Genomic DNA, 25,732 nt, shown 5'->3' on the forward strand with positions numbered 1-25,732 from the left:
GGTCCCGCGGCCCTACGGCGTCAGGCAGGGCTCCCGCACCACCGGCACATCAGCCGGAACGTCGCGTACAGCGTCAGCGGGCATATCGCGGCGAACGCCCAGATCACCCCCGGCTCGGAGGTGACGATCCCGGCCGCCAGCAGGCCGGCCGACACCGCGAACAGGACCACCACGGTCCAGACGCGGGGACGGTAGCCGGCCAGGCGGGCCAGGAGACGGGCCGGGTCGGGGCGACGACGCACCCGCAGGGTGCGCAGCCGGCGGTCGAGGCGGCGGTCGCGGCGCAGGACGCGTTCCATCTCGTCGAGGATGCGCTGCTCGTGATCGGGAAGTCGGCCGATGGACACGCTCTCTCCTTCCGGGCGGCCGGACCGTCTCTCCTCCCGGGGGGACGTGCGGCGGGGGAAGCGGGGAAGTACAGCGGGGAACGTAGATGCGGATGCCCCGAGAGGTCACGGAGCTAACCGGCGACCGGCCGTGCCAGCGCCTCGACGAGCCGGTCCGCGCTGTCCGGCACGGTGCCCTCGCGGAAACCGTCGCGGATCTGCCGCGCGGTCACCCGGCCGCCGGTCAGGCACCAGTCCCACCAGCGGTCCAACTGCCGCACGTCCAGCCGCTCGGCGGCCACCAGCGCGGGCCAGCCGCAGGCGCGGGCCTGCGCGGTCAGCTTGGAGCCGCCCGCGACCGGGTCGACGGCCAGCACCGGCGTGCCGACCCGCAGCGCGATCACCAGCCCGTGCAGCCGGTCGGTGACGACGAGGTCCATCCGCGCCAGCACGGACTGGAGCTGCGCCGGCGTCGCACTCAGATGCCAGTCGTGCGCGTCGAGCCGCGTCTCCAGTTCCAGCCTGCCGCAGTCCTTCCCGGCCAGCCACCGCGTCACCTCCTCGGCGACCTGCCCGTGCCGCCGCAGCCGCCCGTACTCGTGCTGCCCGTGCGCGAGGATCACCCCGACGACGGGCCGGGCGGGCACGTCCGGGGCGCGGGCCGCGAGATCCTCCACCGGCTCGCGGTCGGGAGCGTCCCGCGGCAGCACGCGGTGGAAGCCGGTCACGGCCGTGCTGCCGGGGTCGATCACCGAGGTGCCCACGGCGATCCGCACACAGTGCGCGAACCGCCGGTGCAGCTCCTCGACCTGCGGCCCGTGCAAGGGGCCGCACACGAACACCAGGTGGGTGTAGTCCTCGGGCCACAGCCGCTCCAGATGCAGGGCCTCCGGACGGAAGCCCGGGCTCCAGGCGACGTCGTAGGGGATGCCCGTCCCCCGCAGCACGTCCTCCACCCGGCGCAGGGCCAGGACGTCCCCGGCGGTCGCCTCCCTGTCGCGGAAGCTGAACCACCCGGTCAGCAGAACCCTGCGCGGTCGCTTGCCGTCTTGTGTGTGCACATGCCCTGAGTGCCCCTCCCACCGGGAAGACAATCAGGGCATTACGTGCATTTAACCTGCCGTCACTCGGCGTAGAAGGTGGCGTCCGCCCGGTCGGTCGCCGTGCTCACCGTCTGCACGTTCAGCAGGTACTCCCAGTGTCGGACATATCGCCCCGGGTAGTTGTACGACTCGTACGACACACCCGCCGCGTCGGCGAGCCCGGAGCGCCGGTGGAAGGTGGCGTCGGACGCGAACCGCGCGGTGCCGTCGTTCTTCTCCAGCCACACCTCGAAGTTCCTGTGCCTCAGGTAGTAGCCGGGGAAGTTGGCCGACTCCAGCGAGACGGTCCCGCTGCCCGTCAGGCCGCTGACCACGCGGAACTGCGAGTCGGCGAGCGGGGAGACACCGGCCTCGATGCGGGCGCGGTACTCCCAGTGCCGGACGAAGCGGTCCGCGAAGTTGTACGACGACAGGCGCTGCGGGGTGACCCCGTCGGCCACCGGGATGCCGAAGTCCGGCGTGCCGTCGGCCTTCCAGTACACCTTCTGCACCCGGGTGCGCCGGTTGGGGTCGTTCAGCGGGTCGCCGCTGATGTCCTTGTAGGCGCGGTCGTGGTAGACGAGGACGTCGCTCTTTCCGTCCTCGGAGACGGTGAACGAGTTGTGGCCCGGGCCGTACTGGCTGGTCGCGGCGCTGCTCGCGAACACCGGGGCGGGGCTCTTGCTCCAGGACGCCTGGCTGAGAAGGTTCGCGCCCGCGGAGGCGGTGAGCATGCCCAGGCAGTAGTTGCTGTCGGTGGCGCTGGCGGAGTACGTCATGAAGACCTTGCCGCCGCGCTGGATGACCGCCGGGCCCTCGTTGACCTTGTAGCCGACGGTCTCCCAGGAGTAGGTGGGCCGCGACAGCATCACCGGAGTGCCGGTGATCGTCCAGGGGTTGGCCATCCTCGCCAGGTAGAGGTCGGTGTTGTTGTTCACGGACGGGTCGCGCTGCGCCCAGGCCAGGTAGCGCACACCGTTCACGACGAAGGTGGTGGCGTCCAGGGAGAAGCTCTCCCACTGGGTCTTGATCTGCCCCTTCTCCGTCCAGGTGGCGGTGAGCGGGTTCGCACCCGTGCCCTCCAGGACGTACATCCGGATCGCCCACACGTCGTCGGTGGCGCCGGCCGCGAAGTAGACGTACCACTTGCCGTCGATGAAGTGGATCTCCGGCGCCCAGATGTGGGCTCCCATCACACCGCTGGCGTGCTTGGTCCAGATGGTGGTCTCCGGGGCCGACTTGAGTCCCTGGATGGTGGTCGCCCGGCGCAGCACGATGCGGTCGTACTCGGGGACGGTCGCGGTGAAGTAGTAGTAGCCGTCGGTGTGTCTGAAGATGTGCGGGTCGGCCCGCTTCTCCGCGATCGGGTTGGTGTACGTGACGGCGGGGGAGTCGGGGACGGCGGCGTGGGCGGGCGCGCCCGCGAGGCAGGTCGCCAGGGCGACGAGGACGGCGAGGAGCAGCCGTACGGCTGTGCGTCTCAAGGGGGCTCTCCGGAGGGGGTCAGGTGGTGGGGACGAGGCGCCACTGCTGGCAGGTGTTGTTCAGCCACGACCACTGCCGTACGTCGGTGCCGTCGGCGGTGCCGCAGTTCGCGACGTCGGCGACCTTGCCGGTGCTCTCGTTCACGATCCGGACGTGGTCCTCGCTCGCCGTGAACACCAGCCGGTAGCGCTGGCACTTGTTGTTCAGCCAGGACCACTGCCGCAGATCGGCGCCGTCGGCGGCGGAGCATTCGGCGGTGTCCAGCACCTTGCCGGTGGCCACGTTGACCAGCCGGCTGGTGTCGTCACCCAGGTCCTCGATCCGCCACTTCTGGTTGGCGCCGCCGGTGCAGCTCCACTGGAAGACGTTGGTGCCGTCCGCGCCGCTGCCGCCAGCGACGTCCAGACACTTGCCGCTGTTGCGGTTGACGAGGGAGTACGACGTCGGGGTCGTGGCCGTTTCGCCGGACGGGCCGGGACGCGTCGTGCCGAGGGCGACCGGTGTGCCGAAGTCGGGGGTGCCGTCGGCGTTCCAGGTGAACTTCTGGGCGCGGGTGGTGCGGGCGTTGCCGCAGCCGCCGTTCGCCGAGGAGTTGGCGTGGTGGACGATCCAGTTCTCGGTGCCGTCGGGCGAGGTGAAGAAGCCGTTGTGCCCGGGGCCGTACACGCCGTTCGCGTCGCTGCGCTGGAAGACCGGGGTCTGCTTCTTCGTCCAGGACGCCGGGTTCAGCGGGTCGGTGCCGGTGAGTTCCAGCAGCCCCAGCTTGTAGTCGGCCGTCTGGCACGAACTCGCGCTGTACGTCAGGAAGGTGCGGCCGTTCCGGTGGAGCGGCTCGGGCGCCTCGTTGACGGGGGAGCCCGACCGCTCCCAGCTCAGCGTCGGGCTGGAGATGACGGTGAAGGTGCTGCTCGCGAGGGTGTACGGATTGCTCATCGGCGCGATGACGAGGCTCTGCGTACCGCCGTTCACGAAACCGCTGCCGACCAGATAGAGCCGTCCGTTCGCCTGGAGCACGCTCGCGTCGATCAGCCAGCCGCCCGGCGTGAGGTTCGAGCCGGTCAGCGACCCCTTGTAGGTGTAGGGGCCCATCGGGTCGGCACCGGCGCTCTCCAGGACGTGGGTGCGCTGCGAGTCGCAGCAGGCCACACCGCTCTGTCCGGCGGAGTAGTACAGGTACCAGCGGCCGTTCAGGAAGTGGATCTCAGGAGCCCAGATGTTGGTGTCACGGGTCGCGGTGGTGTCCGACCACACCTGGACGCTCGGTGCGGTGGCGAGCCCGGCCAGGGTCGGCGACTTCCGCATCGCGAGGATGCCGGTGAACGTCGTGGTGATCAGGTAGTAGTCGCCGTCGTGATATGTCAGCCAGGGGTCGGCGCCCTTGGCCGACTTGAGTGGGTTGGTGTAGGGCCGCCCGTCCGCCGCGGCCGCCTGTGGGGCGGTCGCCGCCACCAGGGCGAGGAGCAGGGCGAGCACGCAGCCGAGCAGGGGGCTGCGGCGCCCTGCCGCAGGGGGAGTCCGAAGCATACGAGCCGCCTCCGTCGATCCAATGTCCGTGATTTCGAACGCAGTTCGTGAATTCGGCCATGAATTCGGTCAGAAGATAAGCGGGGCCCTTGCCTCCGTCAACGGTTCGGTCCCGGTTCGTGGGAGAGCTGCTGGTGTCGTACCCCGGCCGTAGGCTGGACGCATGGCTCGTACGGCTGAGGAAACGGCTGAGGAAACGGCCGCGGCAGCGGCCGGGGAAACAGCTCGCTCGCTCACCGTCCGGCCGTCGGAGGCCGTGCTCGGGCCGCTGATCGGCGCGCTGGGTTATGTCGAGGGGCGGTTCGCGCACGCCGCCGAGCTGGCCCTGCCGACGGGCGGGGCGCAGCTGCTGGTCAACCTGGACGGGGACGCCTTCTCCTCGTCACCGCTGAGGGGCGCCGGCCGGCGCACCCGGGGCGCGGCCGTGCAGGGGCCGTGCACGGAGCCGGCCCTGATCGACCCGGCGCACCAGCGCGCCGTCGTGTGGGTGGCGTTCCGTCCGGCGGGGGCGTATCCGTTCCTCCCCGCCCCGGTCTCCGCGGTCCGTGACGAGCTGGTCGGACTCGACGAGCTGTGGGGCACGGACGGCGCGGTGCTGCGCGAGCGGCTGCTTCAGGCCATGGCCGCCGGTGGCCCGGAGGCCGGACTGCGGGAGCTGGAGACGGCCCTGCTGGGGCGGGCGGTACGTCCCCTGGAGCCCGACCCGGCGGTCCGCCTCGCCGCCGTCCTGCTCGATCGCGGCCTGCCGGTCGGCGAGGTCGCCGACCGGCTCGGCTGGACCTCGCGGCGGCTGGCCCGCGGATGCGCCGAACAGCTGGGACTCGCGCCCAAGCGGTATGCGCGGGTACGGCGCTTCCAGCGGCTGCTGCGGCGCGTGAACTCCGGGGCCGGGGCGCCGGACTGGGCGGTCCTCGCCGCGGACTGCGGCTACCACGACCAGGCGCATCTGATCCATGAGTTCCGCGCGCTCGCGGGGATCACCCCGACCGCGTACGCCCCGCGCTCGCCGCTGGAGCGCAACCACGTTCCGCTCGGCGGGTGACGGCCCCCCCGGCCCGGCCGTTTTCTACAATCCACGGCCCCCGGGCCCGGCGATCGTGAAGGCATGACGAACACACCCGACACCCCACCCGACGCCCCCGCCGTCAGTCGGCTCTACGCCCGGCTCGTGGTCTCCGACGGGCCCCGGGCGATCGACTTCTACCGGACCACGCTCGGTGCCGAGGAGATCGAGCGGTACACCGACCCCGAGGGGAGGATCGTGCACGCCATGCTGCGTCTCGGCGGCGCGGTGATCGCGGTCAAGGACGCCGACGAAGGCGACCCGGCACCGACCTCCCTCGGCGGCTCCCCGGTGATCATGGCGCTCGACGTGTCCGACGCCGACGCCGTCGCCGAGGCCATGCTGCGAGGCGGCGCGACGGTGGTGTACCCCGTGGCCGACCAGCACTACGGGCAGCGCGGCGGCCGTCTCGCCGACCCGTTCGGCCACCTCTGGATGATCTCCCAGCCGATCGAGGAGCTGACGCCGGAGGAGATCCAGGCGCGTACCACCGACCTGTTCACCTGACGAGCCCGCCGCCGTACGGCCGTGAGGCGCCGTCACCGCTTCTGCGTGACCGGCTCCTCCACCGCCGCGTTCGTCTCCGGCCGCCCGCCCGGGTGGCGCAGGGCGCACAGGTATCCGATGCCCAGGGCGATGGCCATGCCGTAGAAGACCCACTGGTTGGCCTCGGCGAAGTCCATGCGGATGGCGTCCATCGCGTCCCGGGTCGCCTCCGCGGCGGGGGAGGAGCCGGTGGGCGCCTGGGCGTCGCCGTTGCCCGTGATCGACTCGGTGACGTCACGGGCCACGGTGTTCGCGTCGTCCGTCGACATGCCCCGGGACTCCAGGGTCTGCACCACCTTGTCGGTCGTGACGTGCGTCAGGATCGTGCCGTAGACGGCCAGGCCCACGCTCGCCGCGTAGTTGCGCACCGTCTGGGTGATGCCGGTGACCTCGCCGTACGAGGCGCCGATGGACCGGTTGACGGCGTCCGTGGAGGCCGGCGCGAGGATGAAGCCGATGCCGGCCCCGGCGAGGGCCGCGTAAGGCCACTGGTCGTGCATGGACAGGTCGGTGAGCTTGTTCGCCCACAGGGCGAACCCGACGCAGCCCACCACCGTGCCCAGCTTCAGGGCCGGACGCGCGCCCTTCTTGTCGAGGATCCGGCCGCCCCACTGCGAGGCGATAGCGAAGCCTACGAAGAAGTACAGCAGGAACAGGGCCGCCTGGTTCGGCGAGGCGCTCAGCGACACCTGGGCGTAGACCGAGGTGAAGAAGAACAGCGGGACGAAGGCGAGCATCGAGAAGAACAGCACCGCCGCGTCCACGGTGAACGCCCTGTCGCGGAAGACCCGCAGGTCGATCAGCGGATGCTCCACGTCGCGCTCGAACCGGACGAACCCGAGGAGCACCGCGAGGCCGCCCGCGATGCACACCCAGGTCGCCCAGCTGTCCCAGCCCCAGGACCAGGCCTGCTGGAAGCCGAGGACGCTCAGGCCCATGCCCACCGCGATCAGCGCGGCGCCACGGACGTCCAGCGTTCCGGACCGCCGCCGGTCGGAGATGTGCGCCAGCGCGGTGAGGGCCAGCGCCACGATCGCCACCGGGACGTTGACCCAGAAGACGGCGCGCCAGGTCCAGTTGGTGAGCCAGCCGCCCAGCAGCGGGCCGAGCGCGGTCAGCGCGCCGGAGACACCGAAGAACAGGGCGAGGGCCCGACCGCGTCTCTCGACCGGGAACACCGCCACCACCACGGCCAGAGCCGCCGGGAAGAGCAGTGCCGCCCCGAACCCCTGGGTGGCGCGGAACACGATCAGCCAGGTCTGCGCCGCGCTGCCCTCGGGGACACAGCCGCACAGCACCGACGACACGACGAACACCAGCGTGCCGATCACGACGACCCGGCGTGGTCCGTAGAGGTCCGCGAGGCGCCCGCCGAGCGCGAAGAACGCCGCGAGGGCCAGCAGATAGGCGTTCACCACCCACTGCATCCCGGAGGACGACAGGTTCAGCTCACGGACGATGTCCGGAGCCGCGATCGACACGATGGTCTGGTCGATGAAGGTCATGGCGACGGCGAACATCATCGCCGCCAGTGCCACAGTCTGCTGCTGCGGCGCCGATCGGGAGGGGGGCGAGGCCTCGCCGCGCCCCGGGCGCGTGCTGCTCACGCACCCAGTCTGCGCCCGGCCACGTCGTGTCGCATCACAAGGCCGCGCCGGCCGGCGTTCCGCACGTGCCGGCGACCAGTGAGCGGAACCACTGGTGGGCGGGGTGGCTGTGCAGCCGTTCGTGCCAGACGAGTTTGTAGGCCAGCTTCTCGGTCTCGAAGGGCAGGGCGCCGACCGCCAACTCGTGCCGCTCCACGAGTTCCTGGCCGTGTCCCTCGAGAAAGCCGTTCGGGACGCACGTCAGAAGGTCGCTCTCGGCGACGATGCGCAAAGCGTCGGCGAAGTGGTTGACGACCGCCACGATCGTCCGGCTGCGCCCCTGAAGACCGAGCCAGCCGTCGACCACGCCCAGATCCATACCGGAGGGCGTCACCAAGACATGGTCGGCGGAAGCGAACTGATCCAGCGTCATGGCGCGGGCCAGCGCGTGCTCGCGGCGCATCACGCACACATAGTGTTCCGTCCGCAGAACCCGCACATGAATATCGCGGGGAAGTGCCGGAAACATGCCGACCGCGCAGTCAAGGGTGCCGCGCTCGATTCCGTCCAGAGAAGCGGCATTGGTGTGGAAGGAGAAAGCGACCCGGGCGAAGGGCGAGGAGTTTCTCAGCCGCAGCGTGATGGCGCACACCGCTTCGGCCGCGAGACTGTCCGTGACCGAGAGCCGGAAACCGGTCGGATCCGTGCGGGGATCGAAATGCTGGGGCGCGATCGAGGCCCGGATCGTCGCCAGCGACCGATGCAACTCGGGCCAGACGGCCAGCATGCGTGAGGTCGGCTGCACCCCGTCGGACACCCGGAGGAACAGCTGGTCCTGCATCAGCTTGCGGGCGCGCCGCAGCGCGTTGCTGACGGCCGGCTGGCTCATCGACAGACTCGCGGCGGCCCGGGTCACGTTCCGCTCGAGCATCACGGCCTCGATGACCAGCAGCAGATTGAGATCGAGCCGCACGTTATTCACCTGGGTTATGGCAATACCCCCGGACTGTGAATTGGACCCCCCAACGGGTTTCGGCAACGCTATCAGCACGAACACGCCGGACACACCGAACGGCGACCGCTGGAAAGCGGTCCGCTGAACGATGTCCGCGATGCAAGATGCCGAAAGGATATTCGCCGAGATGATAGACGCTCCTGCCGGAGACGTGCTACCTGAGCTGACCGGGAAAATCAGCCCGGAACGGATTCGCCTCATGCGCACCCCACGGCCACCGCAGGACCTGATCGAGGGATTCCAGCGCCTCACCGACGCGACCAGCGTCGTCTCCGACATCATGGACGAACTCGGTATCACCGGAATCGTAGGCGCCTCGGTTCTCAGCCCGACCCTGCCGTCCGCGAGCCTCGTCGGGCCCGCCCTCACCGTGCGCAACGTCGTACAGCGGGAGCCGGTTCACGAAACAGCCCGCGACCACGTCAACCGCATGGCGGAGTTCGAGGCGCACAACCTGGCACTGCCCGGGGACGTCGTCGTGATCGACGGTGTCGCGGGCGTCTCCAACATGGGCGGCATCTCCGCGCAGACGGGAAAGCGGCAGGGCGAGGCCGGCGCCGTCATCTCCGGCGGCGTGCGGGACGTCGGCCACTCCCGGCGGGTGGGATATCCGGTGTGGGCCACCGAGGTCACCCCGGTCACGGGGAAGTGGCGCATCGAGACGGTCGAGATCAACGGCGACGTACAGATCTGCGGCGTCCGGGTCTCGCCAGGCGACATCGTCGTGGCGGACGAGACCGGCGTGTGCTTCGTGCCGCTCGCCCGGGCGGCCGAGGTGCTGGAACGGGCGCTGGTGAAGGCGGCCTTCGAGGAGCGCAAGTGCGCCGCGATCGACGCCGGCACCGCCGTGGCCGACCTCCCCGCGAACGCGTGAGGCCGTCCCCCATGAGCCAGGACACGACCGCATCCCCACGGAGACTGCGTATCTCCGTCCTCGACGACTACCAGGACGTCGTCCGCACCCTCGACTGCTTCGACCGGCTGCGCGGCCACGACGTCACCATCTGGAACGACTCCGTCTCCGACGTGGACGTGCTGGCCGAACGCCTCGCCGACGCCGACGCCCTGGTGCTGCTGCGCGAGCGCACCGTAGTGGGAGAGGCGCTGCTCGGCCGGCTGCCGAAGCTGCAGCTGATCAGCCAGAACGGCCACATCCCGCACATCGACCTCGACGCCTGCACCCGGCACGGGGTGATCGCCTCCTCGGCCCTGACCGCACGCCCGTCGTACCCCACCGTGGAACTCACCTGGGGCCTGATCCTCGCCGCGCTGCGCGACATCCCCTACGAGAGCGCCGCACTGCGCGAGGGCCGCTGGCAGAGCACCGTGGGCCTCGGCCTGCGTGGCCGGACGCTCGGCATCCACGGCTTCGGGCGGCTCGGCTCGATGGTGGCGCGGATCGGCGTCGCCTTCGGCATGGAGCTGCTCGTCTGGGGCCGGCAGGGTTCCCGGGACCGGGCGAAGGCCGAGGGCCTCCCGGTCGCCACGAGCAGACAGGCCCTCTACGAGCGGTCGGACGTGCTCAGTCTGCATCTGCGCCTGAACGAGGCGACGACCGGCATCGTCGGCCCCGACGACCTGGCCCTGATGAAGCCGACGGCCCTGCTGGTGAACACCAGCCGGGCGGAGCTGATCCGGCCCGGGGCGCTCGTCGCGGCACTACGGGCGGGACGGCCCGGCAGGGCGGCCGTCGACGTGTTCGAACACGAGCCGCTGACCGACCCGGACGATCCGCTGCTGCGGCTGCCGAACGCCCTGTGCACCCCGCACCTCGGCTTCGTCGAGCGCGACAACTACGAGTTCGCCTACGGCAACGCCTTCGACCAGATCGTGGCCTTCGCCCAGGGCACGCCGATCAATGTCCACAACCCGGATGTGCTGAGAAAGGACGCCTGATGGATCTGGAACTCGACGGGAAAGCCGTCCTGGTCACGGGCGGCAGCAAGGGCATCGGCCTGGCCTGCGCCCGGGCCTTCGGCCGGGAGGGCGCCCGCGTCGTCATCGTCTCGCGCGACGCCGGCCACCTGGCCGCCGCCCGGGAATCGCTCGCCGAGGACGGTGTCACCGTCACGACCCTCGCCGCCGACCTGTCCGACGCGGCGGCGGCCGAGGACGCCGTGGCCGCCGCCGAGGAGCGGACCGGCCCGGTCGACGTGCTGATCAACTCCGCCGGCGGTGCCCGGCGCGTGCCCCCGGGCGAGCTGACGCCGGACAAGTGGCGCACGGCGATGGACGCGAAGTTCTTCACCTACATGAACGTCCTGGACCATCTGCTGCCCCGCATGGTGGCCCGAGGGTCCGGCTCGGTCGTCAACATCGTCGGCACCGGCGGCAAGATCGCCTCGCCCATCCACCTGCCCGGCGGCGCCGCGAACGCCGCCCTGATGCTGGCGTCCGCAGGCCTGGCCGCGGCCTGGGGACACGCCGGCGTCCGCGTCAACGTCATCAACCCCGGGGCGACCATGACCGGCCGGGTGCAGATGTCCCTGGACGCCGAGTCGCGCATGACCGGCGAGCCGCCGGAGGAACTGCTGCGCCGCAACCAGGAGCGCATCCCGCTCGGGCGCTACGCCACCCCCGAGGAGGTCGCCGACGCGGCCCTCTACCTCGCCAGCGTCCGCGCCTCCTATGTCACGGGCGCCTCGCTGACCATGGACGGCGCTCTGACACCGCTCGTCGCCTGAGCCGGCCACCGACGAAGACATTGGGAGGGACGACCGAATGTTCAGCTGGTATCGCGAGCTCACCAAACGGGAGCGCACCACGTTCTGGGGATGTTTCGCCGGATGGGCCGTCGACGCGATGGACGCGCAGCTCTTCAGCTTCGTGCTCCCCGTGCTCATCACGGCCTGGGGCCTGACGACCGCGCAGGCAGGCTATCTGGCCACGGCGACGCTGCTCTCGGCGGCCGTCGGCGGCTGGGCGTGCGGCTTCCTGGCCGATCGCTGGGGCCGCGCCCGGGTCATGCAGTTCACGATCCTCTGGTTCGCGGTGTTCACCTTCATCGCGGGCTTCGCACAGAACTTCGAGCAGCTCATCGTCGTCCGTGTGCTCCAGGGCCTCGGCTTCGGCGGGGAGTGGGCCGCCGGCGCCGTGCTGATGGGCGAGATCATCCGGCCCGCCCACCGGGGCAAGGCCGTGGGGTCCGTGCAGAGCGGCTTCGGCGTCGGCTGGAGCCTGGCCTCGCTCATCGCCGGGGTGGTCCTCGCCCATGTGCCCGCGGAGTACAACTGGCGTGTCCTGCTGATGATCGGGGTGCTGCCCGGCCTGCTCGTGCTGTGGCTGCGCCGCTCCATCGAGGAGCCGGAGCTGTACAAACAGACCCGTGCCGCCATCAGCGCCCAGGGCCGCGGGCCCGGTCTCGGGGCGATCTTCGCACCGGGTGTGCGGGGGACCACCGTCAAGGCGTCACTGCTGGCGTTCGGCGTGGTCGGCGTCGGCGGGGCCATCGTCAACTGGCTGCCGACCTTCATGAAGACGGTCCGGGAGCTGTCGCCGGGCGACGCCGGGTACTACCTGTTCCTGGTGACCGGCGGCTCCTTCTTCGGGTTCCTGGCGAGCGCCTATCTGGCCGACGTCCTCGGGCGGCGACGCACGTTCCAGCTCTTCCTGGCCTGTTCGTGGGTGGTGACCGTCGCCTATATGTTCCTGCCGCTGTCCGGGTGGGGACTGGTCCTCATGGGTGCGCCGTTCGGGTTCTTCACGATCGGCAACTACGCGACGCTGGGCCCGTTCTTCACGGAATTGTTCCCCACGGCGGTCCGGGGCAGCGGGCAGAGCTTCGCGTACAACTTCGGCAAGGCGGCCGGGGCCCTCGCGGTCACCTGCATCGGCGTCCTCGCCCAGTGGATCACCCTGGCGGAGGCCATCGGGCTGATCGCACTGCTCGGCTACAGCGTGGCGATCGTGGTCACCCTGCTGCTGCCCGAGACGAAGGGCCTGGACCTCGGGCAGGACACCGGCGCGATACACGCGAGCGCGCCGCCGGGCAACCCCTCGGCGGTGTGAGGACCGACTCCTCGGCCATGTGACCACGGCCCGCCACGGATGCCGCGTCGAACGTGCAGGATGCGGGCACCAAGGAGGAACGGCACTCGAACGACATGAGAGGCAGACGATGGTCCCAGCGGAACCGGAACCCCAGCGGATCGGCGTACCCGCCGAGTCCACTGCGGGCGAGACCAGGGTGGCGGCGACGCCGGCCACCGTGGGGAGACTTGTCGCGCTCGGATACGACGTGGTGGTCGAACCGGGAGCGGGAGCCTCGTCCCGCTTCTCCGACACGGCCTACGAGGAGGCGGGAGCCCGCCTCGGGGACCCGTGGTCGGCTCAGATCGTACTGAAGGTCAACGGCCCCTCCAGCGAGGAGATCGGCCGGCTGCGCGACGGGGCGACCCTGATCGCGCTCATCAGCCCGGCGCTCAACCCCGAACTGGTCGAGGAGCTGACGCGGCGGCCGATCACGGTGCTCGCCATGGACGCCGTGCCGCGGATCTCGCGCGCCCAGTCCCTGGACGTGCTCAGCTCGATGGCGAACATCGCCGGCTACCGGGCCGTGGTCGAGGCCGCGCACGCCTTCGGCCGGTTCTTCACCGGCCAGGTGACCGCCGCGGGCAAGGTGCCGCCCGCCAAGGTACTGGTGGCCGGGGCCGGCGTGGCCGGACTCGCGGCCGTCGGCGCGGCCCGCAGCCTCGGCGCCGTGGTCCGCGCCACCGACCCCCGGCCCGAGGTCGCCGAGCAGGTCCGCTCGCTGGGCGGCGAGTTCCTGACGGTCAGCGCCGAGCAGGAGGTGAGCACCGACGGCTACGCCAAGGCCACCTCCGACGACTACAACCAGCTCGCCGCGCGGCTCTACGCCGAGCAGGCCGCCGACGTCGACATCATCATCACCACGGCGCTCATCCCGGGCCGCCCGGCACCCCGGCTGGTCACCGCCGAGGACGTGGCGCGCATGAGGCCCGGCAGCGTCATCGTCGACATGGCCGCGGCCCAGGGCGGCAACGTCGAGGGCACGGTCGCCGGGAAGGCCGTCGTCACCGACAACGACGTGACGATCATCGGCTACACCGACCTGCCCGGCAGGCTGCCCGCCCAGGCCTCGCAGCTGTACGGCACCAACATCGTCAACCTGATGAAGCTGCTCACCCCGGGCAAGGACGGCCGGCTCGTCCTCGACTTCGACGACGTGGTGCAGCGGGCGATGACCGTGGTCCGCGAGGGCGAGAAGACCTGGCCCCCGCCTCCGGTCCAGGTGTCCGCCGCACCCGCCCCGGCAGAGGCCCCGGAACCCGTGGCCGTGCCCTCGGAGACCCCGGCGAAGCCCGCCCGCCCCGCGTGGGCGCCGTACGCCCTCGTCGGTGCCGGAGCACTCGCGCTGTTCCTGGTGACGGCCTTCTCGCCGAGTGAACTCATTGGCCATTTCACGGTGTTCGTCCTGGCGATCGTCATCGGCTTCTACGTCATCGGCCATGTGCACCACGCGCTGCACACCCCGCTGATGTCGGTCACCAACGCCATCTCCGGGATCGTGGTGGTCGGCGCGCTGCTGCAGATCGGGCAGGGGGACACCGCCGTCACCGTGCTGTCGTTCGCCGCGATCCTGCTGGCGAGCATCAACATCTTCGGCGGATTCGCCGTCACCCGCCGCATGCTCGGCATGTTCTCGAAGGGCTGATCACGGATGACCACAGTCACGGCCGCAGAGGCCGCCTACGTCGTCGCCGCGCTGCTGTTCATCCTCAGCCTGGCCGGCCTCTCGCAGCACCGGACCTCCCGCTCGGGAGTCGTCTGGGGCATCGCGGGCATGGTCATCGCCCTGGCCGCCACCGTCGGTCTCGCCTCCCGGAGCATCACCACCACCGGTCTCGTGCTGATCGCCGTCGCCACGGCCGTCGGCGCCGGCATCGGCCTGTGGCGGGCCCGGGTCGTCGAGATGACGGGCATGCCGGAGCTGATCGCCATCATGCACAGCCTGGTCGGCCTCGCCGCCACGTTCGTCGGCTGGAACGGCTACCTCGACGTCGATCCCGGGCTCAGCGGTTCGCTGCTGGGTATCCATCACGCCGAGGTGTTCATCGGGGTGTTCATCGGCGCCGTCACCTTCACCGGCTCGGTCGTCGCGTATCTGAAGCTGTCCGCGCGGATCAAGTCGAGCCCGCTGACGCTGCCCGGCAAGCACATCCTCAACGTGGGCGCCCTGGTCGCCTTCGTCGCGCTCACCGTCGCGTTCGTGGCCCGCCCGAACATCGGACTGCTCATCGCCGTCACCGTGGTCGCGCTCGCCCTCGGCGCGCACCTGGTCGCCTCCATCGGCGGCGGTGACATGCCGGTGGTCGTCTCCATGCTCAACAGCTACTCCGGCTGGGCGGCGGCGGCCTCGGGCTTCCTGCTCGCCAACAACCTGCTGATCGTCACCGGCGCGCTGGTCGGCTCCTCCGGTGCCTACCTGTCGTACATCATGTGCAAGGCGATGAACCGCTCCTTCATCTCGGTGATCGCGGGCGGTTTCGGCACCCCGGCGGCGGCCGCCGACGAGGGCGAGCAGGGCGAGCACCGGGAGATCAACGCCGAGGAGACCGCCGAACTCCTCGGCAACGCCACTTCGGTGATCATCACCCCGGGCTACGGCATGGCGGTCGCCCAGGCCCAGTACCCGGTCGCCGAACTGGCGCGCAAGCTGCGCGAGCGGGGCGTCGAGGTGCGCTTCGGTATCCACCCCGTCGCCGGCCGGCTGCCCGGGCACATGAACGTGCTGCTCGCCGAGGCGAACGTGCCCTACGACGTCGTCCTCGAAATGGACGAGATCAACGACGACTTCGCCGCCACCTCGGTCGTCCTGGTCATCGGCGCCAACGACACCGTCAACCCGGCCGCCACCGACAACCCGTCAAGCCCCATCGCCGGCATGCCGGTGCTGCACGTGTGGGAGGCGGGCAACGTGATCGTCTTCAAGCGGTCGATGGCCGCCGGGTACGCCGGAGTGCAGAACCCGCTGTTCTTCCGGGAGAACACGCAGATGCTCTTCGGCGACGCCAAGCAGCGGGTCGAGGACATCCTGCGCGGACTGGACGCCCTCGACGCGCCGGTCCCGGAGATGGCCGGCACGTCACGCTGAGCCGTGCTCAGCCGTCGGGGACACCGTTGCCGCTGAGGGCGGGGACGGTGTCCTCGACGCGTGCCAGGGAGCGGGCGGCGAGGCCGAACTGGCCGAGTTTGCCGACGATCGTCTCTCCCACCGGGGTGTGCCCCCAGACGCTGATGCCCTGGTGGGTGCTCGGCTCCCAGGTCGACTCGTCGACGACGACCGGGTTCCAGCCGACCTCCCACTCGAAGCCCGAGGGCGTGCGGGCGTAGTAGGACAGCTCTTTGTCGTTGGTGTGCTGACCGACGGACAGGGCCATGTCGAAGCCGAGTTCGTGCACGCGCTGATAGCTCCGGGCCAGGTCGTCCAGGGTCGTCGTCTGGATGTTGAGGTGCTGGACCCGCGTGCGGACCGGGTCGACCGGCAGGCCCCGGACGGCGGCCACGGCGATGGAGTGATGGCGTTCGTTGACGCGCAGGAAGCGGATCCTCAGCTTGACTCCGCTGATCGTCTCGTCGATGCAGTCGGTCAGCCGGGCGTCGAAGACCGTGTCGAAGTAGCCGCGCAGCCGCTCCGGCCGGGTGGACGTGATCGCGACATGCCCCATGCCCGCCTCGCCGGTGACGAAGCCCGAGGCGAGCATCCGCAACGGCTCGGCCGACCGCACCGGGGTCGTGTAGATCTCCTGCGTGATGCCCTTGGGCCCGGGGAAGCGCAGCAGGCGCTCGACGCCGCGCAAGGCCACCTCATCGGCCGTGCCCTCCCGCAATGGCACGCCATGGGCCCGGATCCGGGCCTCGATCCGCTCGAACGCCGGGTGGTCGTCGATGTGCCAGCCGGTCGCGACGACGTCCTCGGCGGGACCGCGCCGCAGCAGGAACCGGCACTCCTGCTCGTCGAGCCGGAACCGCGTCACATCGCGGGAGAGATCGTCGCGGTGCATACCGATGGCGTCCCTGCCGAAGCGGCGCCAGTCGGCGAGGCGTTCGGTCTCGACGACGAGGTAGCCGAGGTGGACCGAGCCGAAGACCGAGGTGTTCCCGGGAGTCCTCATCGCCGGCCCGCCAGGAAGCCGGCGCAGAGCCGGTTGAAGAGGTCCGCGCGCTCGAACTGCACCCAGTGGCCGGTGTTGGCGACCAGATACAGATCGCAGTCGGGCATGCGCCCGGCCAGCATCGCCCCGCCGGAGGGCCGGTTGACCCGGTCGGCGGCGCCCCACAGCACCAGCGTCGGCACGGGCAGCCGGGCGAGCCGCCGGTCGCGGGTGAAGTCCATCCTCCACAGGGTGCGCAGGGCGTTCGGCCCGGTGGGGCGGCGCAGCGGCGGGGCGGCCACCACCTCGGGGTCGATGCTCGCCTCGTAGCGCGCGTCGATCACGGCGTCGGGGACGTCGGCGGCGTTGAAGACGAGGTACTGGCGGATGAACCTCTCCAGCTTCGCCCGTGACGGCCCGTCCCCCTGGTAGTAGTTCAGCAGGCTGGTGAGGCCCGGCGTGGGCAGGCCGCGGGTGGTGCCGATGCCGCCGGGGCCCATGAGCACCATGCGGCCGACCCGGCCGGGGGTGTCCAGGGCCAGCCGGAGCGCACAGGCACCGCCGTAGGAGTTGCCCACCAGATGGGCTTTCTCCAGGCCGAGTTCGTCCAGCAGTCCGCGGATGCCGTCGGCGAGGTGTCCGAACGGGTCGGTGGCGTCGACGCCCTTGGTGCTGCGGCCGTAGCCGGGCAGGTCGGGGACGATGACCCGGTACTCCTTCGCCAGCGCGGCGATGTTGCGCGTGTAGTTGGAGACGCCGGAGGCTCCGGGGCCGCCGCCGTGCAGCAGCAGGACGGGCGGGCCCTCGCCGGTCTCCGTGACGAAGATCTTCCGTCCGGACACGTCGAGCAGACGCTCCCGCCTGGAGGTCGGTGCGGTCATCGGGGCCCTCCCTGGGGCGTCGAGGCGGTCGGGTGCGCGAGCGGGGTGAACCCCGCCGGGGGAGAGGGGAGCCGCTCGCCGGTGCGGGCGGCGGCGTAGACATAGGCGTCCGGGCGCAGGGCGACGGTGGCCGCGCGGTGCCGGTCCAGCCAGGGCAGCAGCACGCCGTCACTGTCGACGAGCGTGCCCTCGGCCGCAGCTGAACCGGCGGGCGTGACGGTCAGCGAGGGGACCGGCCACGTCGGCTGCGCGGTCTCGGTGCGGGCGTGCAGCAGCAGCCAGCGTCCGCCCAGCGTGTCGTCCAGCCGCACCCGTTCGCCGTCGGGCCCGGTCACCCGGGGCTGGGGGAGCTGACTTCCGGCGGCGCGGGTACGGGGCGTTGCCATGAACCCGTCGGCATAGCGGGCCTGGGGTATCCACTGGGAGTCCTGCAACCAGGCGCTGAACCTCGGCACCCGGTTCAGGAAGGGCAGCACGGTGTCACGGACCCGGGTGACCGGTCGGCGCCGCTCGGTGATGACCCGCCCGACGAACACCGCCCGCTTCGTCACCTCCCTGACGTGCGGCATGCGTTCGGCCTCGTAGCTGTCGAGCAGCGACTCGGGGAGCTCCCCCCGCAGCACGGCCGCCAGCTTCCAGCACAGGTTGGCCACGTCACGCACTCCGGCGGCCATGCCCTGGCCGATCCACGGCGGCATGGCGTGGGCCGCGTCCCCGGCGAGGAAGACCCGGCCCACCCGGAAGCGGGTCGCGAAGCGGACGTGGTGGCTGTAGACGGTGGCGCGCAGGACCTTGACGCTGTCCCGGCTGATGCCGTATCGGGCCACCAGCGCGTACACCGCCTCGTCCGTGGTCAGATATGTCTCGTCGTCGCTCGGCAGGATCGGGAACTCCCAGCGGTGGTGCCCGAGCGGGGTCGGGCAGTCCACGGCGGGCCGGGCCGGGTCGCAGCGGAAGCGCAGCCGGTCGTGGTCCGGCCAGGGCTTCAGCATCTCGGTGTCGATGACCACCCAGCGGTCCTCGTAGGTCCGGCCCTCGTAGCCGACGTTCAGCTGGGCCCGGCTGAGGCTGGACCCGCCGTCGGCGGCGATCACGTACGCGGCGCGCAGCCGCCGTACGGAGTCGTCGGCGGTGCCCGCCACCGTCAGCTCCACGCCGTCGGCGTCCTGCCGCAGCCGCAGGCACTCGTGCCGCAGCAGTACCTCGACGTTCGGGTAGCGGCCGGCCCCGTCGCGCAGGACCCGTTCCACCGCCGGCTGGTAGAGGAACAGCTGCGGCGGATGGCCGTGGCCGCGCGAGGCCGGGCGGGCGCTGACGAAGGCCCGGCCGCGCGCGTCGACGAAGTCACAGGGCCGCTCGGCCAGCATGTCCCGCTTGAGCCGCCCGTCCAGACCGACGCGCTGCCAGATCCGCATGACCTCCTCGTCCGTGGAGATCGCCCGGGCGCGGGAGAAGATCTCGGCGTCGCGTTCCAGCACGACGACCCGCAGGCCCATCGCCCCGAGCAGGTTCGCCGCCGTGACCCCTGTGGGCCCGTAGCCGATCACGGCCACGTCGTAGGCCGTCTCTCCCGGTCTGATCCCGACCACCGGGCCACCTCGCTCTCGTCCTTGTCGGAGGGTGTTGCGCGCTCACTGCTGTAGTGTTTACTCCAATTGGAATGACCGCTACGGTAAGCAGGGTGAGAGAGAGGGTCAAGTGCCACGCAGGAAGCGTGCGAACGGGGTGGAGTCACGTCAGCGGATCCTCGACGCGACAGTGGAGATCGCCGGCGAACGGGGCTACGAGGGCACCTCCATCGCCGCCGTCAGCGCCAAGTGCGGACTGCCCGCCAGCTCGATCTACTGGCACTTCAAGGACAAGGACGACCTCATCGCCGCCGTCATCGAGCGCAGCTTCGAGACCTGGCTCCAGGCCGTCGAACTGCCCGGCGAAGACACCGGCACACCCCTGGAACGCGTCACCGCCATGGCCGCGAACATCGCCAGGTCCCTGGTCGACGCACCGGACTTCCTGCGCCTGGGACTGATGCTGGCGCTGGAACGGCGGCCCGTGGAGCCCCGGGGCCGCACGGTGTTCCTCCAGGTCCGGGAGATCTCGGCCCGCCGGATCGCCGAGGTGGCCGGGACGCTGTTCCCGCGCCTGGACGAGGACGCGGTCCGCACCCTCACCACCTACGCCGTCGCCGGTGCCGACGGCCTGTTCGTGCACCGGGAGATCCACGGCGACGCCGTCGACCTGGTGGCGATGTTCGCACTGCACGCCCGGCTGGTCCACGACGCGGCGAGCCGCCTGGCCTCGAGGAGCACAGCATGACCCTGACCGCCACCCAGCGCGAGGAAGCCCGCCGGCTGCTGCGCGACGCCGAACGCCACGTGGCTCCGGTCGACCCGCTGTCGGAGCTGTTCCCCGGCCTGGACACCGCAGACGCCTACGCCGTCCAGCAGGGCAACATCGCCCGCCGGCTGACCGCCGGTGCCACGGTCGTCGGCCACAAGGTCGGGCTGACCTCGGCCGCGATGCAGCGGCTGCTCGGCGTCGACGAGCCGGACTTCGGGCATCTGCTGGACGACATGGTCCACCGCGACGGCGGTGCGGTGGGCGCGAGCAGGTACTGCGCCCCACGCGTGGAGCCGGAGATCTGCTTCCGGCTCGCCGAACCCCTGCGCGGCCCCGGCGTCACCGTCGCGGACGTCCTCGCGGCGACCGAGGCGGTCGCGCCCGCGCTGGAGATCGTCGACAGCCGGATCCGCGACTGGAGGATCACCCTGGCGGACACGGTCGCGGACAACGCCAGCTCGGCCGGTCTCGTCGTCGGCGCCTGGACGCCTCTCGGCGAGGTGCCCGACCTGCCCGCCGTCCAGGTCGACCTGTTGGTCGACGGCGAGCGCGTCGCCTCGGGCAGCGGCCGGGAGGTGCTCGGCCATCCGGCCGCCGCCGTCGCCTGGCTGGCCGACACGCTGTACGCCTTCGACAGCGCGCTGGAAGCGGGCCATGTGATCCTGCCCGGCGCGATGACCACCGCCCCGTTCGTCACCGCAGGCCAGAAGGTGGAGGCACGCTTCAGCGGCCTCGGGCCGGTGACGGTGAGCTTCCTCTGATCCGCCCTTCCCCCAGGAGACCTTCCATGCCCCCTGCTCCCTGGCCGGTGGCCGTCATCGGCTCCGGCAACATCGGCACCGACCTGATGATCAAGATCATGCGCGGATCCGGCGCGCTCACCATGAGCGCCATGGCCGGGATCGACCCCGCCTCCGACGGCCTGGCCCGGGCCCGTCGGCTCGGTGTCGCCACCACCACCGACGGTGTCGACGGACTGCTGGCGCTTCCCGGCTTCGAGGACATCAGGCTGGTCTTCGACGCCACGTCCGCGCCCGCGCACGCGGCCAACTGGGCCAAGCTGGAGCCCACCGGTGTCCGGGTCCTCGACCTCACGCCCGCCGCGATCGGCCCGTACTGCGTGCCCGTGGTCAACCTCGACGCCCACCTCGACGCCCCGAACCTGAACATGGTCACCTGCGGCGGCCAGGCCACCGTGCCGATCGCGGCGGCCGTCGCGCAGATCTCTCCCGTCGCGTACGCCGAGATCGTCTCCTCCATCGCCGCCAGGTCCGCCGGCCCCGGCACCCGCGCCAACATCGACGAGTTCACCGAGACCACCTCCCGCGCCCTGCGCGAGGTCGCCGGTGCCCACCACGGCAAGGCCGTCATGATCCTCAACCCGGCCGAGCCGCCCCTGCTCATGCGCAACACCGTGTACTGCCTGGTCGAGGGCGACTGCGACCAAGCGGCCATCGAGAGGAGCATCCTGGCGACGGCCGAGAGGGTCCGGGCGTACGTGCCCGGCTACCGGCTCAAACAGAGCGTCCAGTTCGACCGGCACGACACCCTGCACATCCCGGGCGTCGGCCCGTTCACCGGCACCAGGGTCACCGTCATGCTCGAAGTCACCGGCGCCGCCGACCACCTGCCCGCCTACGCCGGCAACCTCGACATCATGACCTCCGCGGCCGTCGCCGCGGCCGAGCGCATCGCCCTGCGCACACCGCTGGGGGTGGCCCGATGAACCGCCTGTACATCAGCGACGTCACCCTCCGGGACGGCATGCACGCCGTCCGGCACCAGTACACCACCGCCCAGGCGGCCGCCATCGCCACCGCACTCGACGCCGCCGGAGTCGACTCCATCGAGGTCGCCCACGGGGACGGGCTCGCGGGCTCCTCCTGCGTGTACGGCTTCGGCGCACACACCGACCTGGAGTGGATCGAGGCCGTCGCCTCGGTGGTCACCCGGGCCCGGGTCGCCACCCTCCTGCTCCCCGGCATCGGCACCGTCCACGACCTGCGCGACGCCCACGCCGCCGGGGCGTCCGTCGTCCGCGTGGCCACCCACTGCACCGAGGCCGACATCTCGGCCCAGCACATCGCCGCGGCACGCGAACTCGGCATGGACACCGTCGGCTTCCTGATGATGAGCCATATGACGGACCCCGCGGCACTGGCCCGTCAGGCACGCCTGATGGAGAGCTACGGCGCCACCTGCGTCTACGTCGTCGACTCCGGCGGCACGCTGACGACACAGGGCGTCGCAGCCCGCGTCGACGCCCTCCGGCAGACCCTCGACCCGGCCACCGAGATCGGCATCCACGCTCACCACAACCTCTCCCTCGGCGTGGCCAACTCGCTCACCGCCGTCGAGCACGGCGCCCACCGCGTCGACGCCTCGCTGGCCGGCATGGGCGCCGGAGCCGGGAACGCGCCCCTGGAGGTGTTCGTCGCCGCCGCCGACAAGCTCCGACTCCCGCACGGCTGCGACCTGTTCGCGCTCCAGGACGCCGCCGACGACCTCGTACGGCCGTTGCAGGACCGCCCCGTCCGGATCGACCGCGAGACCCTCACCCTCGGCTACGCCGGCGTCTACTCCAGCTTCCTGCGCCATGCCGAGGAGGCCGCGTCCCGCTACGGCGTCGACGCCCGCAGCCTGCTCGTCGAGGTCGGCCGGCGCGGAATGGTCGGCGGCCAGGAGGACATGATCACCGACGTGGCGCTCGACCTGGTCCGGGGAGAGGGCGTCACGTCATGACGGGCCGTATCGACGTACACCAGCACATCGTGCCGCCCTTCTACCGCGACCTGCTCGCCGAGGCCGGCATCGCCGAGGCGGGCGGCCGCGCCCTGCCCGACTGGAGCCCTTGGTCCGCGCTGGAGCTCATGGACCTGCTGGGCATCACCACGGCCCTCCTGTCGGTCTCCACCCCCGGCACCGGATTCCTCACCGACCCGGCCGAGGCGGCGGCCCTGGCCCGACGGCTCAACGACCACGGCGCGACCCTCACCGCCGAACACCCGGGCCGCTTCGGTCAGTTCGCCACCCTGCCCATGCCCGGCCCCACCGCGTCCGCCGAGGAGGCCCGGCGGGCCCTGGACGAGTTGGGGGCCGACGGCGTCACCCTGCTCGCCAACAACCAGGGCACCTACCTGGGCGCGGACGGCCAGGACCCCCTGTGGCGGACCCTGGACGAACGCGGCGCGGTCGTCCTCGTCCATCCGGCCGAGCTGCCCGCACCGGCCGTCGAGCACATCCCGCCGTTCGCCGCCGACTTCCTCCTCGACACCACGCGGGCCGCCTACCTCCTCGTCCGCAACGGTGTCGTCCGCACGTACCCGAACATCCGGTTCATCCTCAGCCACGCCGGAGGGTTCGTCCCCTACGCCTCCCACCGCATGGCCGTCGCCCTCGCCGCCGAGACCGGGCGCAGTCCCCTGGACGTCCTGGACGACTTCCGGAGCTTCTACTTCGACACGGCCCTGTCCTCCAGCCCGGCGGCCCTGCCCACCCTGCTCGCCTTCGCCCGCCCCGAACGCGTTCTGTTCGGCAGCGACTGGCCCTTCGCCCCCGCCGCGGCCGGCCAGTACTTCGCGATCGGCCTGGACACCGGCCTCGACCCAGCAGCCGTCACGGCCGTCAACCGCGCCAACGCCGCTGCGCTCTTCCCCCGACTGGCCGCCGCACCCACGCCGGCACCGGCCCGCCCGCTCCCCTACCGTCTGCGCCGGTCCGCCCGGCGGGCAGCCGCCCGGCTGCTCTTCCGGCTCGTGCAACCCGGCGACGGCTGATGCCCTGCCTCAGCGGCCGGCCGCCATGCGGCTCGCCGCCTCGTACACCACCTCGGCGTGCAGTTCGAGCATCGCCACCAGGTCGACGGCGTCGCCGTGGATCTCCCGGTGCACGAAGAGACCGTCGGCACCGGCGACGGCGTAGGTGGTGAGGGTGCGCACGGCGTCCTCGTCCAGGTCGGGGAAGAGGGTCTCGACCGTCTCCGCGATGCGCCGGGCGGCGGTTTCGCGGACCTGGAGGAAGACGGTGCGGCCGCGGGGTTCGACGGGGCGTCGTTCCAGGGCGAGCATCAGTCCGAGGCGCAGGAAGTCCGGTGCGTCGACCAGGGACCTGGCGATGTTCGCGGCCATGGCGGTGACGCGTTCCAGGGGTGTGCCGGTGTCTTCGCCGGGCAGTTCGACGGCCTGGAGCCAGGTCTCGAAGCTGCGCTCGATGACGGCGGCGATGAGGTCGTCCTTGTCCTTGAAGTGCCAGTAGATCGAGCTGGCGGGCAGTCCGCACTTGGCGCTGACGGCGGCGATGGAGGTGCCCTCGTAGCCCCGTTCGCCGGCGATCTCCACTGTCGCGTCGAGGATCCGCTGACGTGACTCCACCCCGTTCGCACGCTTCCTGCGTGCCGTCTGCGGCCTGGTCATGTGCCTGCCTCTCCCGCTCGTGCGGGCCCGCGATCGACGGGTCCCTTGCGCAGCCCCACTCTAGGTCGGGCAGGCCGTGCGGGCGGATCCGTGCCGCCTCCTCACCGGGGAGGCGGCACGGCCGCGGCAGACCGCGTACGGGTCAGGCGCCGGCTCCGCCGGTGCGGCGCTTCACCAGCCACCACGCGCCGCCGCCGACGCCGAGCAGGGCCACGAGTACGCCGCCCGCGACCAGGCCCGGAGACGGACCGTCGTCCCCGGCCGCGGTGGTGTCACCGGCGGGGGAGACCTCGGACGGAGCCGGGCCCGAGGCCTCGGGCGAGGCGGGGCCCGAGCTGGGGCCGGAGCTGGGGCTGGAGCCGGAGCTGGAGCCGGAGGTGGGGCTGGGGCTTGAGTCGGTGGGCTTCGTACCCGGCGCCGCCGCCTTCAGCTTCAGAACGGGCGCGGGCTGGGCCGGTTCCTTGTCGCCGGACGGCAGTTCGATCCAGCGGGAGACCTCACCGTCGCTGTAGGTCTCGACCGTCTTGAAGACCAGTTCCGCGGCATCGGGGAGCCGCCGTACCTTGATCTTGTGCTCGGCGTCCACGCCCGTGCCCAGGGCCGGGCCGCCGATGGTGTAGCCGTCGGCGCCGGGCTTCAGTTTCCAGCCCTTGGGCCCCTCGGCGAGTGTCACGTCGGCGGGTGCGATGCCCTCGGGCAGGACGACCTGGAGCCGGGTGAAGCCCGCCGAGTCGGACTCGGCCTCGGAGACGAAGGCCAGGGTGACGTTCTCGGCCAGGGCCTGCGGCTTGTCGGCCTCGACCTCGGCATGGGCCGAGGCCGTTCCGGTCGCGGTGAGGGCGGCTGTGATGACGGCCGCGCCGACGACGGCGACGCGCCGTACGGCACAGGCGCAGTGGTACGTGGACATGCGGGAGCTCCTTGCTGGTGAAGCCGGGCACGGCGAAGCCGCGGCCCGGATGAGGGGACGACCGGGACGGGTACGCGTCCCGGTGGGCCCCTGCGCACCAGCGCGTGGTCCAGCGTTCGGGTCCGTGGGGCGGACGGAGCGTCGAAGCGGCCCAGCAGCCGCACGGCGGCCGGCGCGCCCCCGGCGCCGTCCGCGGGCAGCAGGGGCCGCCGTACGCGGGCCACAACGGCGGCGGCGACGCGCCGCACGGTGCGGACGGCGGCGAACGCGGCCGACAGTGCCGCGTCGGCCCGGTGCAGCAGCCAGCCCGCCGCCAGCGCCGCGACGACATGGGCGGCCGTCATGCCCGCCGAGACCTGGTGCCAGGCGTGCCCGTCGCCCCCGCCCGTCCCCTGATGCCCGGCATGACCCGCCCCGGTGGCGTGGGCGCCGCCCGCCAGAGTCAGTC

General features: G+C 71.5%; 24 protein-coding genes. 13 read left to right on the plus strand and 11 right to left on the minus strand.

From position 1 onward, the window contains the following. Positions 1-20 precede the first annotated feature (20 nt). The 4 genes from ACIBK5_RS34805 to ACIBK5_RS34820 form a co-directional block, all read right to left on the minus strand. Entirely contained in the window at positions 21-347 is a 327-nt protein-coding gene (locus tag ACIBK5_RS34805; RefSeq protein ID WP_399025975.1) for a hypothetical protein, read from the minus strand. A 113-nt stretch (positions 348-460) separates the two neighbouring features. After that, positions 461-1,387 carry a polysaccharide pyruvyl transferase family protein gene (locus ACIBK5_RS34810; protein ID WP_399025977.1) on the minus strand — a complete coding sequence of 309 codons (927 nt, stop codon included), beginning with the start codon at positions 1,385-1,387 and terminating at the stop codon, positions 461-463. Between the two features lie 62 nt (positions 1,388-1,449). After that, positions 1,450-2,892: a family 43 glycosylhydrolase gene (locus ACIBK5_RS34815; protein ID WP_399025979.1), complete on the minus strand. Its 1,443-nt coding sequence runs from the start codon at positions 2,890-2,892 to the stop codon at positions 1,450-1,452. A gap of 19 nt (positions 2,893-2,911) precedes the next feature. Then, on the minus strand, positions 2,912-4,417 hold the full coding sequence (locus ACIBK5_RS34820) for a family 43 glycosylhydrolase (protein ID WP_399025981.1): 1,506 nt from the start codon (positions 4,415-4,417) through the stop codon (positions 2,912-2,914). Between the two features lie 163 nt (positions 4,418-4,580). On the opposite strand from ACIBK5_RS34820, the gene ACIBK5_RS34825 reads away from it, so the two are divergent. After that, positions 4,581-5,459, plus strand: a complete 879-nt coding sequence (locus ACIBK5_RS34825) for a helix-turn-helix domain-containing protein (protein WP_399025983.1) — start codon at positions 4,581-4,583, stop codon at positions 5,457-5,459. Positions 5,460-5,522: 63 nt separating this feature from the next. Then, entirely contained in the window at positions 5,523-5,987 is a 465-nt protein-coding gene (locus tag ACIBK5_RS34830) for a VOC family protein (protein ID WP_399025985.1), read from the plus strand. 32 nt (positions 5,988-6,019) lie between these two features. Here the strand turns inward: ACIBK5_RS34830 and ACIBK5_RS34835 are convergent, their stop codons facing one another. Both ACIBK5_RS34835 and ACIBK5_RS34840 read right to left on the minus strand, forming a co-directional pair. Beyond that, entirely contained in the window at positions 6,020-7,549 is a 1,530-nt protein-coding gene (locus ACIBK5_RS34835) for an MFS transporter (RefSeq protein ID WP_399026258.1), read from the minus strand. 118 nt (positions 7,550-7,667) lie between these two features. Continuing rightward, positions 7,668-8,585 carry a LysR family transcriptional regulator gene (locus ACIBK5_RS34840; protein ID WP_399025987.1) on the minus strand — a complete coding sequence of 306 codons (918 nt, stop codon included), beginning with the start codon at positions 8,583-8,585 and terminating at the stop codon, positions 7,668-7,670. 241 nt (positions 8,586-8,826) lie between these two features. Here ACIBK5_RS34840 and ACIBK5_RS34845 point away from each other — a divergent pair, with 241 nt between their 5' ends. The 6 genes from ACIBK5_RS34845 to pntB all read left to right on the plus strand — a co-directional run bounded on the left by ACIBK5_RS34845 (position 8,827) and on the right by pntB (position 15,741). Next, the gene (locus ACIBK5_RS34845; RefSeq protein WP_399025989.1) at positions 8,827-9,501 is read left to right on the plus strand and encodes an RraA family protein; all 675 of its coding nucleotides are present in this window, start codon (positions 8,827-8,829) and stop codon (positions 9,499-9,501) included. An 11-nt stretch (positions 9,502-9,512) separates the two neighbouring features. After that, a complete protein-coding gene (locus tag ACIBK5_RS34850) occupies positions 9,513-10,523 on the plus strand; it encodes a D-2-hydroxyacid dehydrogenase family protein (protein WP_399025991.1) in 1,011 nt (336 codons plus the stop codon). Continuing rightward, complete coding sequence (locus tag ACIBK5_RS34855; protein ID WP_399025993.1) at positions 10,523-11,311, plus strand: SDR family NAD(P)-dependent oxidoreductase; 789 nt, start codon at positions 10,523-10,525, stop codon at positions 11,309-11,311. Before ACIBK5_RS34850 ends, ACIBK5_RS34855 begins: the two co-directional genes overlap by 1 nt. Before the next feature lie 37 nt (positions 11,312-11,348). Then, positions 11,349-12,635 (plus strand): MFS transporter, encoded by a 1,287-nt coding sequence (locus ACIBK5_RS34860; RefSeq protein WP_399025995.1) that lies wholly within the window; start codon positions 11,349-11,351, stop codon positions 12,633-12,635. Positions 12,636-12,744: 109 nt separating this feature from the next. After that, positions 12,745-14,301, plus strand: a complete 1,557-nt coding sequence (locus ACIBK5_RS34865) for a Re/Si-specific NAD(P)(+) transhydrogenase subunit alpha (RefSeq protein ID WP_399025997.1) — start codon at positions 12,745-12,747, stop codon at positions 14,299-14,301. 6 nt (positions 14,302-14,307) lie between these two features. After that, positions 14,308-15,741, plus strand: coding sequence for a Re/Si-specific NAD(P)(+) transhydrogenase subunit beta (gene pntB / locus ACIBK5_RS34870; RefSeq protein ID WP_399025999.1), 1,434 nt, complete (start codon positions 14,308-14,310; stop codon positions 15,739-15,741). Between the two features lie 7 nt (positions 15,742-15,748). On the opposite strand, the gene ACIBK5_RS34875 is transcribed toward pntB, so the two are convergent. The 3 genes from ACIBK5_RS34875 to ACIBK5_RS34885 are packed head-to-tail and all read right to left on the minus strand — an operon-like array spanning position 15,749 to position 19,211. Next, complete coding sequence (locus ACIBK5_RS34875; RefSeq protein WP_399026001.1) at positions 15,749-16,762, minus strand: VOC family protein; 1,014 nt, start codon at positions 16,760-16,762, stop codon at positions 15,749-15,751. Next, the gene (locus ACIBK5_RS34880) at positions 16,759-17,622 is read right to left on the minus strand and encodes an alpha/beta fold hydrolase (RefSeq protein WP_399026003.1); all 864 of its coding nucleotides are present in this window, start codon (positions 17,620-17,622) and stop codon (positions 16,759-16,761) included. The genes ACIBK5_RS34875 and ACIBK5_RS34880 overlap by 4 nt, the downstream gene beginning before the upstream one ends. Next, complete coding sequence (locus ACIBK5_RS34885) at positions 17,619-19,211, minus strand: bifunctional 3-(3-hydroxy-phenyl)propionate/3-hydroxycinnamic acid hydroxylase (RefSeq protein ID WP_399026005.1); 1,593 nt, start codon at positions 19,209-19,211, stop codon at positions 17,619-17,621. The genes ACIBK5_RS34880 and ACIBK5_RS34885 overlap by 4 nt, the downstream gene beginning before the upstream one ends. 136 nt (positions 19,212-19,347) lie before the next feature. Here ACIBK5_RS34885 and ACIBK5_RS34890 point away from each other — a divergent pair, with 136 nt between their 5' ends. Genes ACIBK5_RS34890 through ACIBK5_RS34910 form a run of 5 tightly spaced genes read left to right on the plus strand, consistent with a single transcriptional unit; the run spans position 19,348 to position 23,738 of the window. Then, positions 19,348-19,938: a TetR family transcriptional regulator gene (locus ACIBK5_RS34890; protein WP_399026007.1), complete on the plus strand. Its 591-nt coding sequence runs from the start codon at positions 19,348-19,350 to the stop codon at positions 19,936-19,938. Continuing rightward, a complete protein-coding gene (locus ACIBK5_RS34895; RefSeq protein ID WP_399026009.1) occupies positions 19,935-20,723 on the plus strand; it encodes a 2-keto-4-pentenoate hydratase in 789 nt (262 codons plus the stop codon). Before ACIBK5_RS34890 ends, ACIBK5_RS34895 begins: the two co-directional genes overlap by 4 nt. A gap of 26 nt (positions 20,724-20,749) precedes the next feature. Further along, positions 20,750-21,688, plus strand: a complete 939-nt coding sequence (locus ACIBK5_RS34900) for an acetaldehyde dehydrogenase (acetylating) (protein WP_399026011.1) — start codon at positions 20,750-20,752, stop codon at positions 21,686-21,688. Continuing rightward, the gene (gene dmpG / locus ACIBK5_RS34905) at positions 21,685-22,704 is read left to right on the plus strand and encodes a 4-hydroxy-2-oxovalerate aldolase (RefSeq protein ID WP_399026014.1); all 1,020 of its coding nucleotides are present in this window, start codon (positions 21,685-21,687) and stop codon (positions 22,702-22,704) included. Before ACIBK5_RS34900 ends, dmpG begins: the two co-directional genes overlap by 4 nt. Then, on the plus strand, positions 22,701-23,738 hold the full coding sequence (locus tag ACIBK5_RS34910; protein WP_399026016.1) for an amidohydrolase family protein: 1,038 nt from the start codon (positions 22,701-22,703) through the stop codon (positions 23,736-23,738). The genes dmpG and ACIBK5_RS34910 overlap by 4 nt, the downstream gene beginning before the upstream one ends. 9 nt (positions 23,739-23,747) lie before the next feature. Here the strand turns inward: ACIBK5_RS34910 and ACIBK5_RS34915 are convergent, their stop codons facing one another. Further along, positions 23,748-24,374: a TetR family transcriptional regulator gene (locus ACIBK5_RS34915; protein ID WP_399026018.1), complete on the minus strand. Its 627-nt coding sequence runs from the start codon at positions 24,372-24,374 to the stop codon at positions 23,748-23,750. Positions 24,375-24,516: 142 nt separating this feature from the next. Continuing rightward, the gene (locus tag ACIBK5_RS34920) at positions 24,517-25,284 is read right to left on the minus strand and encodes a DUF1775 domain-containing protein (RefSeq protein ID WP_399026020.1); all 768 of its coding nucleotides are present in this window, start codon (positions 25,282-25,284) and stop codon (positions 24,517-24,519) included. Between the last annotated feature and the right edge of the window lie 448 nt (positions 25,285-25,732).

This window comes from Streptomyces sp. NPDC050546, assembly GCF_044457425.1.
Taxonomy (GTDB): Bacteria; Actinomycetota; Actinomycetes; order Streptomycetales; family Streptomycetaceae; genus Streptomyces.

Bases quoted from the DNA above. Each gene is read 5' to 3' on its own strand.
- ACIBK5_RS34910 (WP_399026016.1), top strand. From the start codon at position 22,701: ATGACGGGCCGTATCGACGTACACCAGCACATCGTGCCGCCCTTCTAC.
- ACIBK5_RS34850 (WP_399025991.1), top strand. From the start codon at position 9,513: ATGAGCCAGGACACGACCGCATCCCCACGGAGACTGCGTATCTCCGTC.
- pntB (WP_399025999.1), top strand. From the start codon at position 14,308: ATGACCACAGTCACGGCCGCAGAGGCCGCCTACGTCGTCGCCGCGCTG.
- ACIBK5_RS34915 (WP_399026018.1), bottom strand. From the start codon at position 24,374: ATGACCAGGCCGCAGACGGCACGCAGGAAGCGTGCGAACGGGGTGGAG.
- ACIBK5_RS34865 (WP_399025997.1), top strand. From the start codon at position 12,745: ATGGTCCCAGCGGAACCGGAACCCCAGCGGATCGGCGTACCCGCCGAG.
- ACIBK5_RS34855 (WP_399025993.1), top strand. From the start codon at position 10,523: ATGGATCTGGAACTCGACGGGAAAGCCGTCCTGGTCACGGGCGGCAGC.
- ACIBK5_RS34860 (WP_399025995.1), top strand. From the start codon at position 11,349: ATGTTCAGCTGGTATCGCGAGCTCACCAAACGGGAGCGCACCACGTTC.
- ACIBK5_RS34900 (WP_399026011.1), top strand. From the start codon at position 20,750: ATGCCCCCTGCTCCCTGGCCGGTGGCCGTCATCGGCTCCGGCAACATC.
- ACIBK5_RS34895 (WP_399026009.1), top strand. From the start codon at position 19,935: ATGACCCTGACCGCCACCCAGCGCGAGGAAGCCCGCCGGCTGCTGCGC.
- ACIBK5_RS34875 (WP_399026001.1), bottom strand. From the start codon at position 16,762: ATGAGGACTCCCGGGAACACCTCGGTCTTCGGCTCGGTCCACCTCGGC.
- ACIBK5_RS34820 (WP_399025981.1), bottom strand. From the start codon at position 4,417: ATGCTTCGGACTCCCCCTGCGGCAGGGCGCCGCAGCCCCCTGCTCGGC.
- ACIBK5_RS34920 (WP_399026020.1), bottom strand. From the start codon at position 25,284: ATGTCCACGTACCACTGCGCCTGTGCCGTACGGCGCGTCGCCGTCGTC.
- dmpG (WP_399026014.1), top strand. From the start codon at position 21,685: ATGAACCGCCTGTACATCAGCGACGTCACCCTCCGGGACGGCATGCAC.
- ACIBK5_RS34825 (WP_399025983.1), top strand. From the start codon at position 4,581: ATGGCTCGTACGGCTGAGGAAACGGCTGAGGAAACGGCCGCGGCAGCG.
- ACIBK5_RS34845 (WP_399025989.1), top strand. From the start codon at position 8,827: ATGCGCACCCCACGGCCACCGCAGGACCTGATCGAGGGATTCCAGCGC.
- ACIBK5_RS34830 (WP_399025985.1), top strand. From the start codon at position 5,523: ATGACGAACACACCCGACACCCCACCCGACGCCCCCGCCGTCAGTCGG.
- ACIBK5_RS34880 (WP_399026003.1), bottom strand. From the start codon at position 17,622: ATGACCGCACCGACCTCCAGGCGGGAGCGTCTGCTCGACGTGTCCGGA.
- ACIBK5_RS34835 (WP_399026258.1), bottom strand. From the start codon at position 7,549: ATGATGTTCGCCGTCGCCATGACCTTCATCGACCAGACCATCGTGTCG.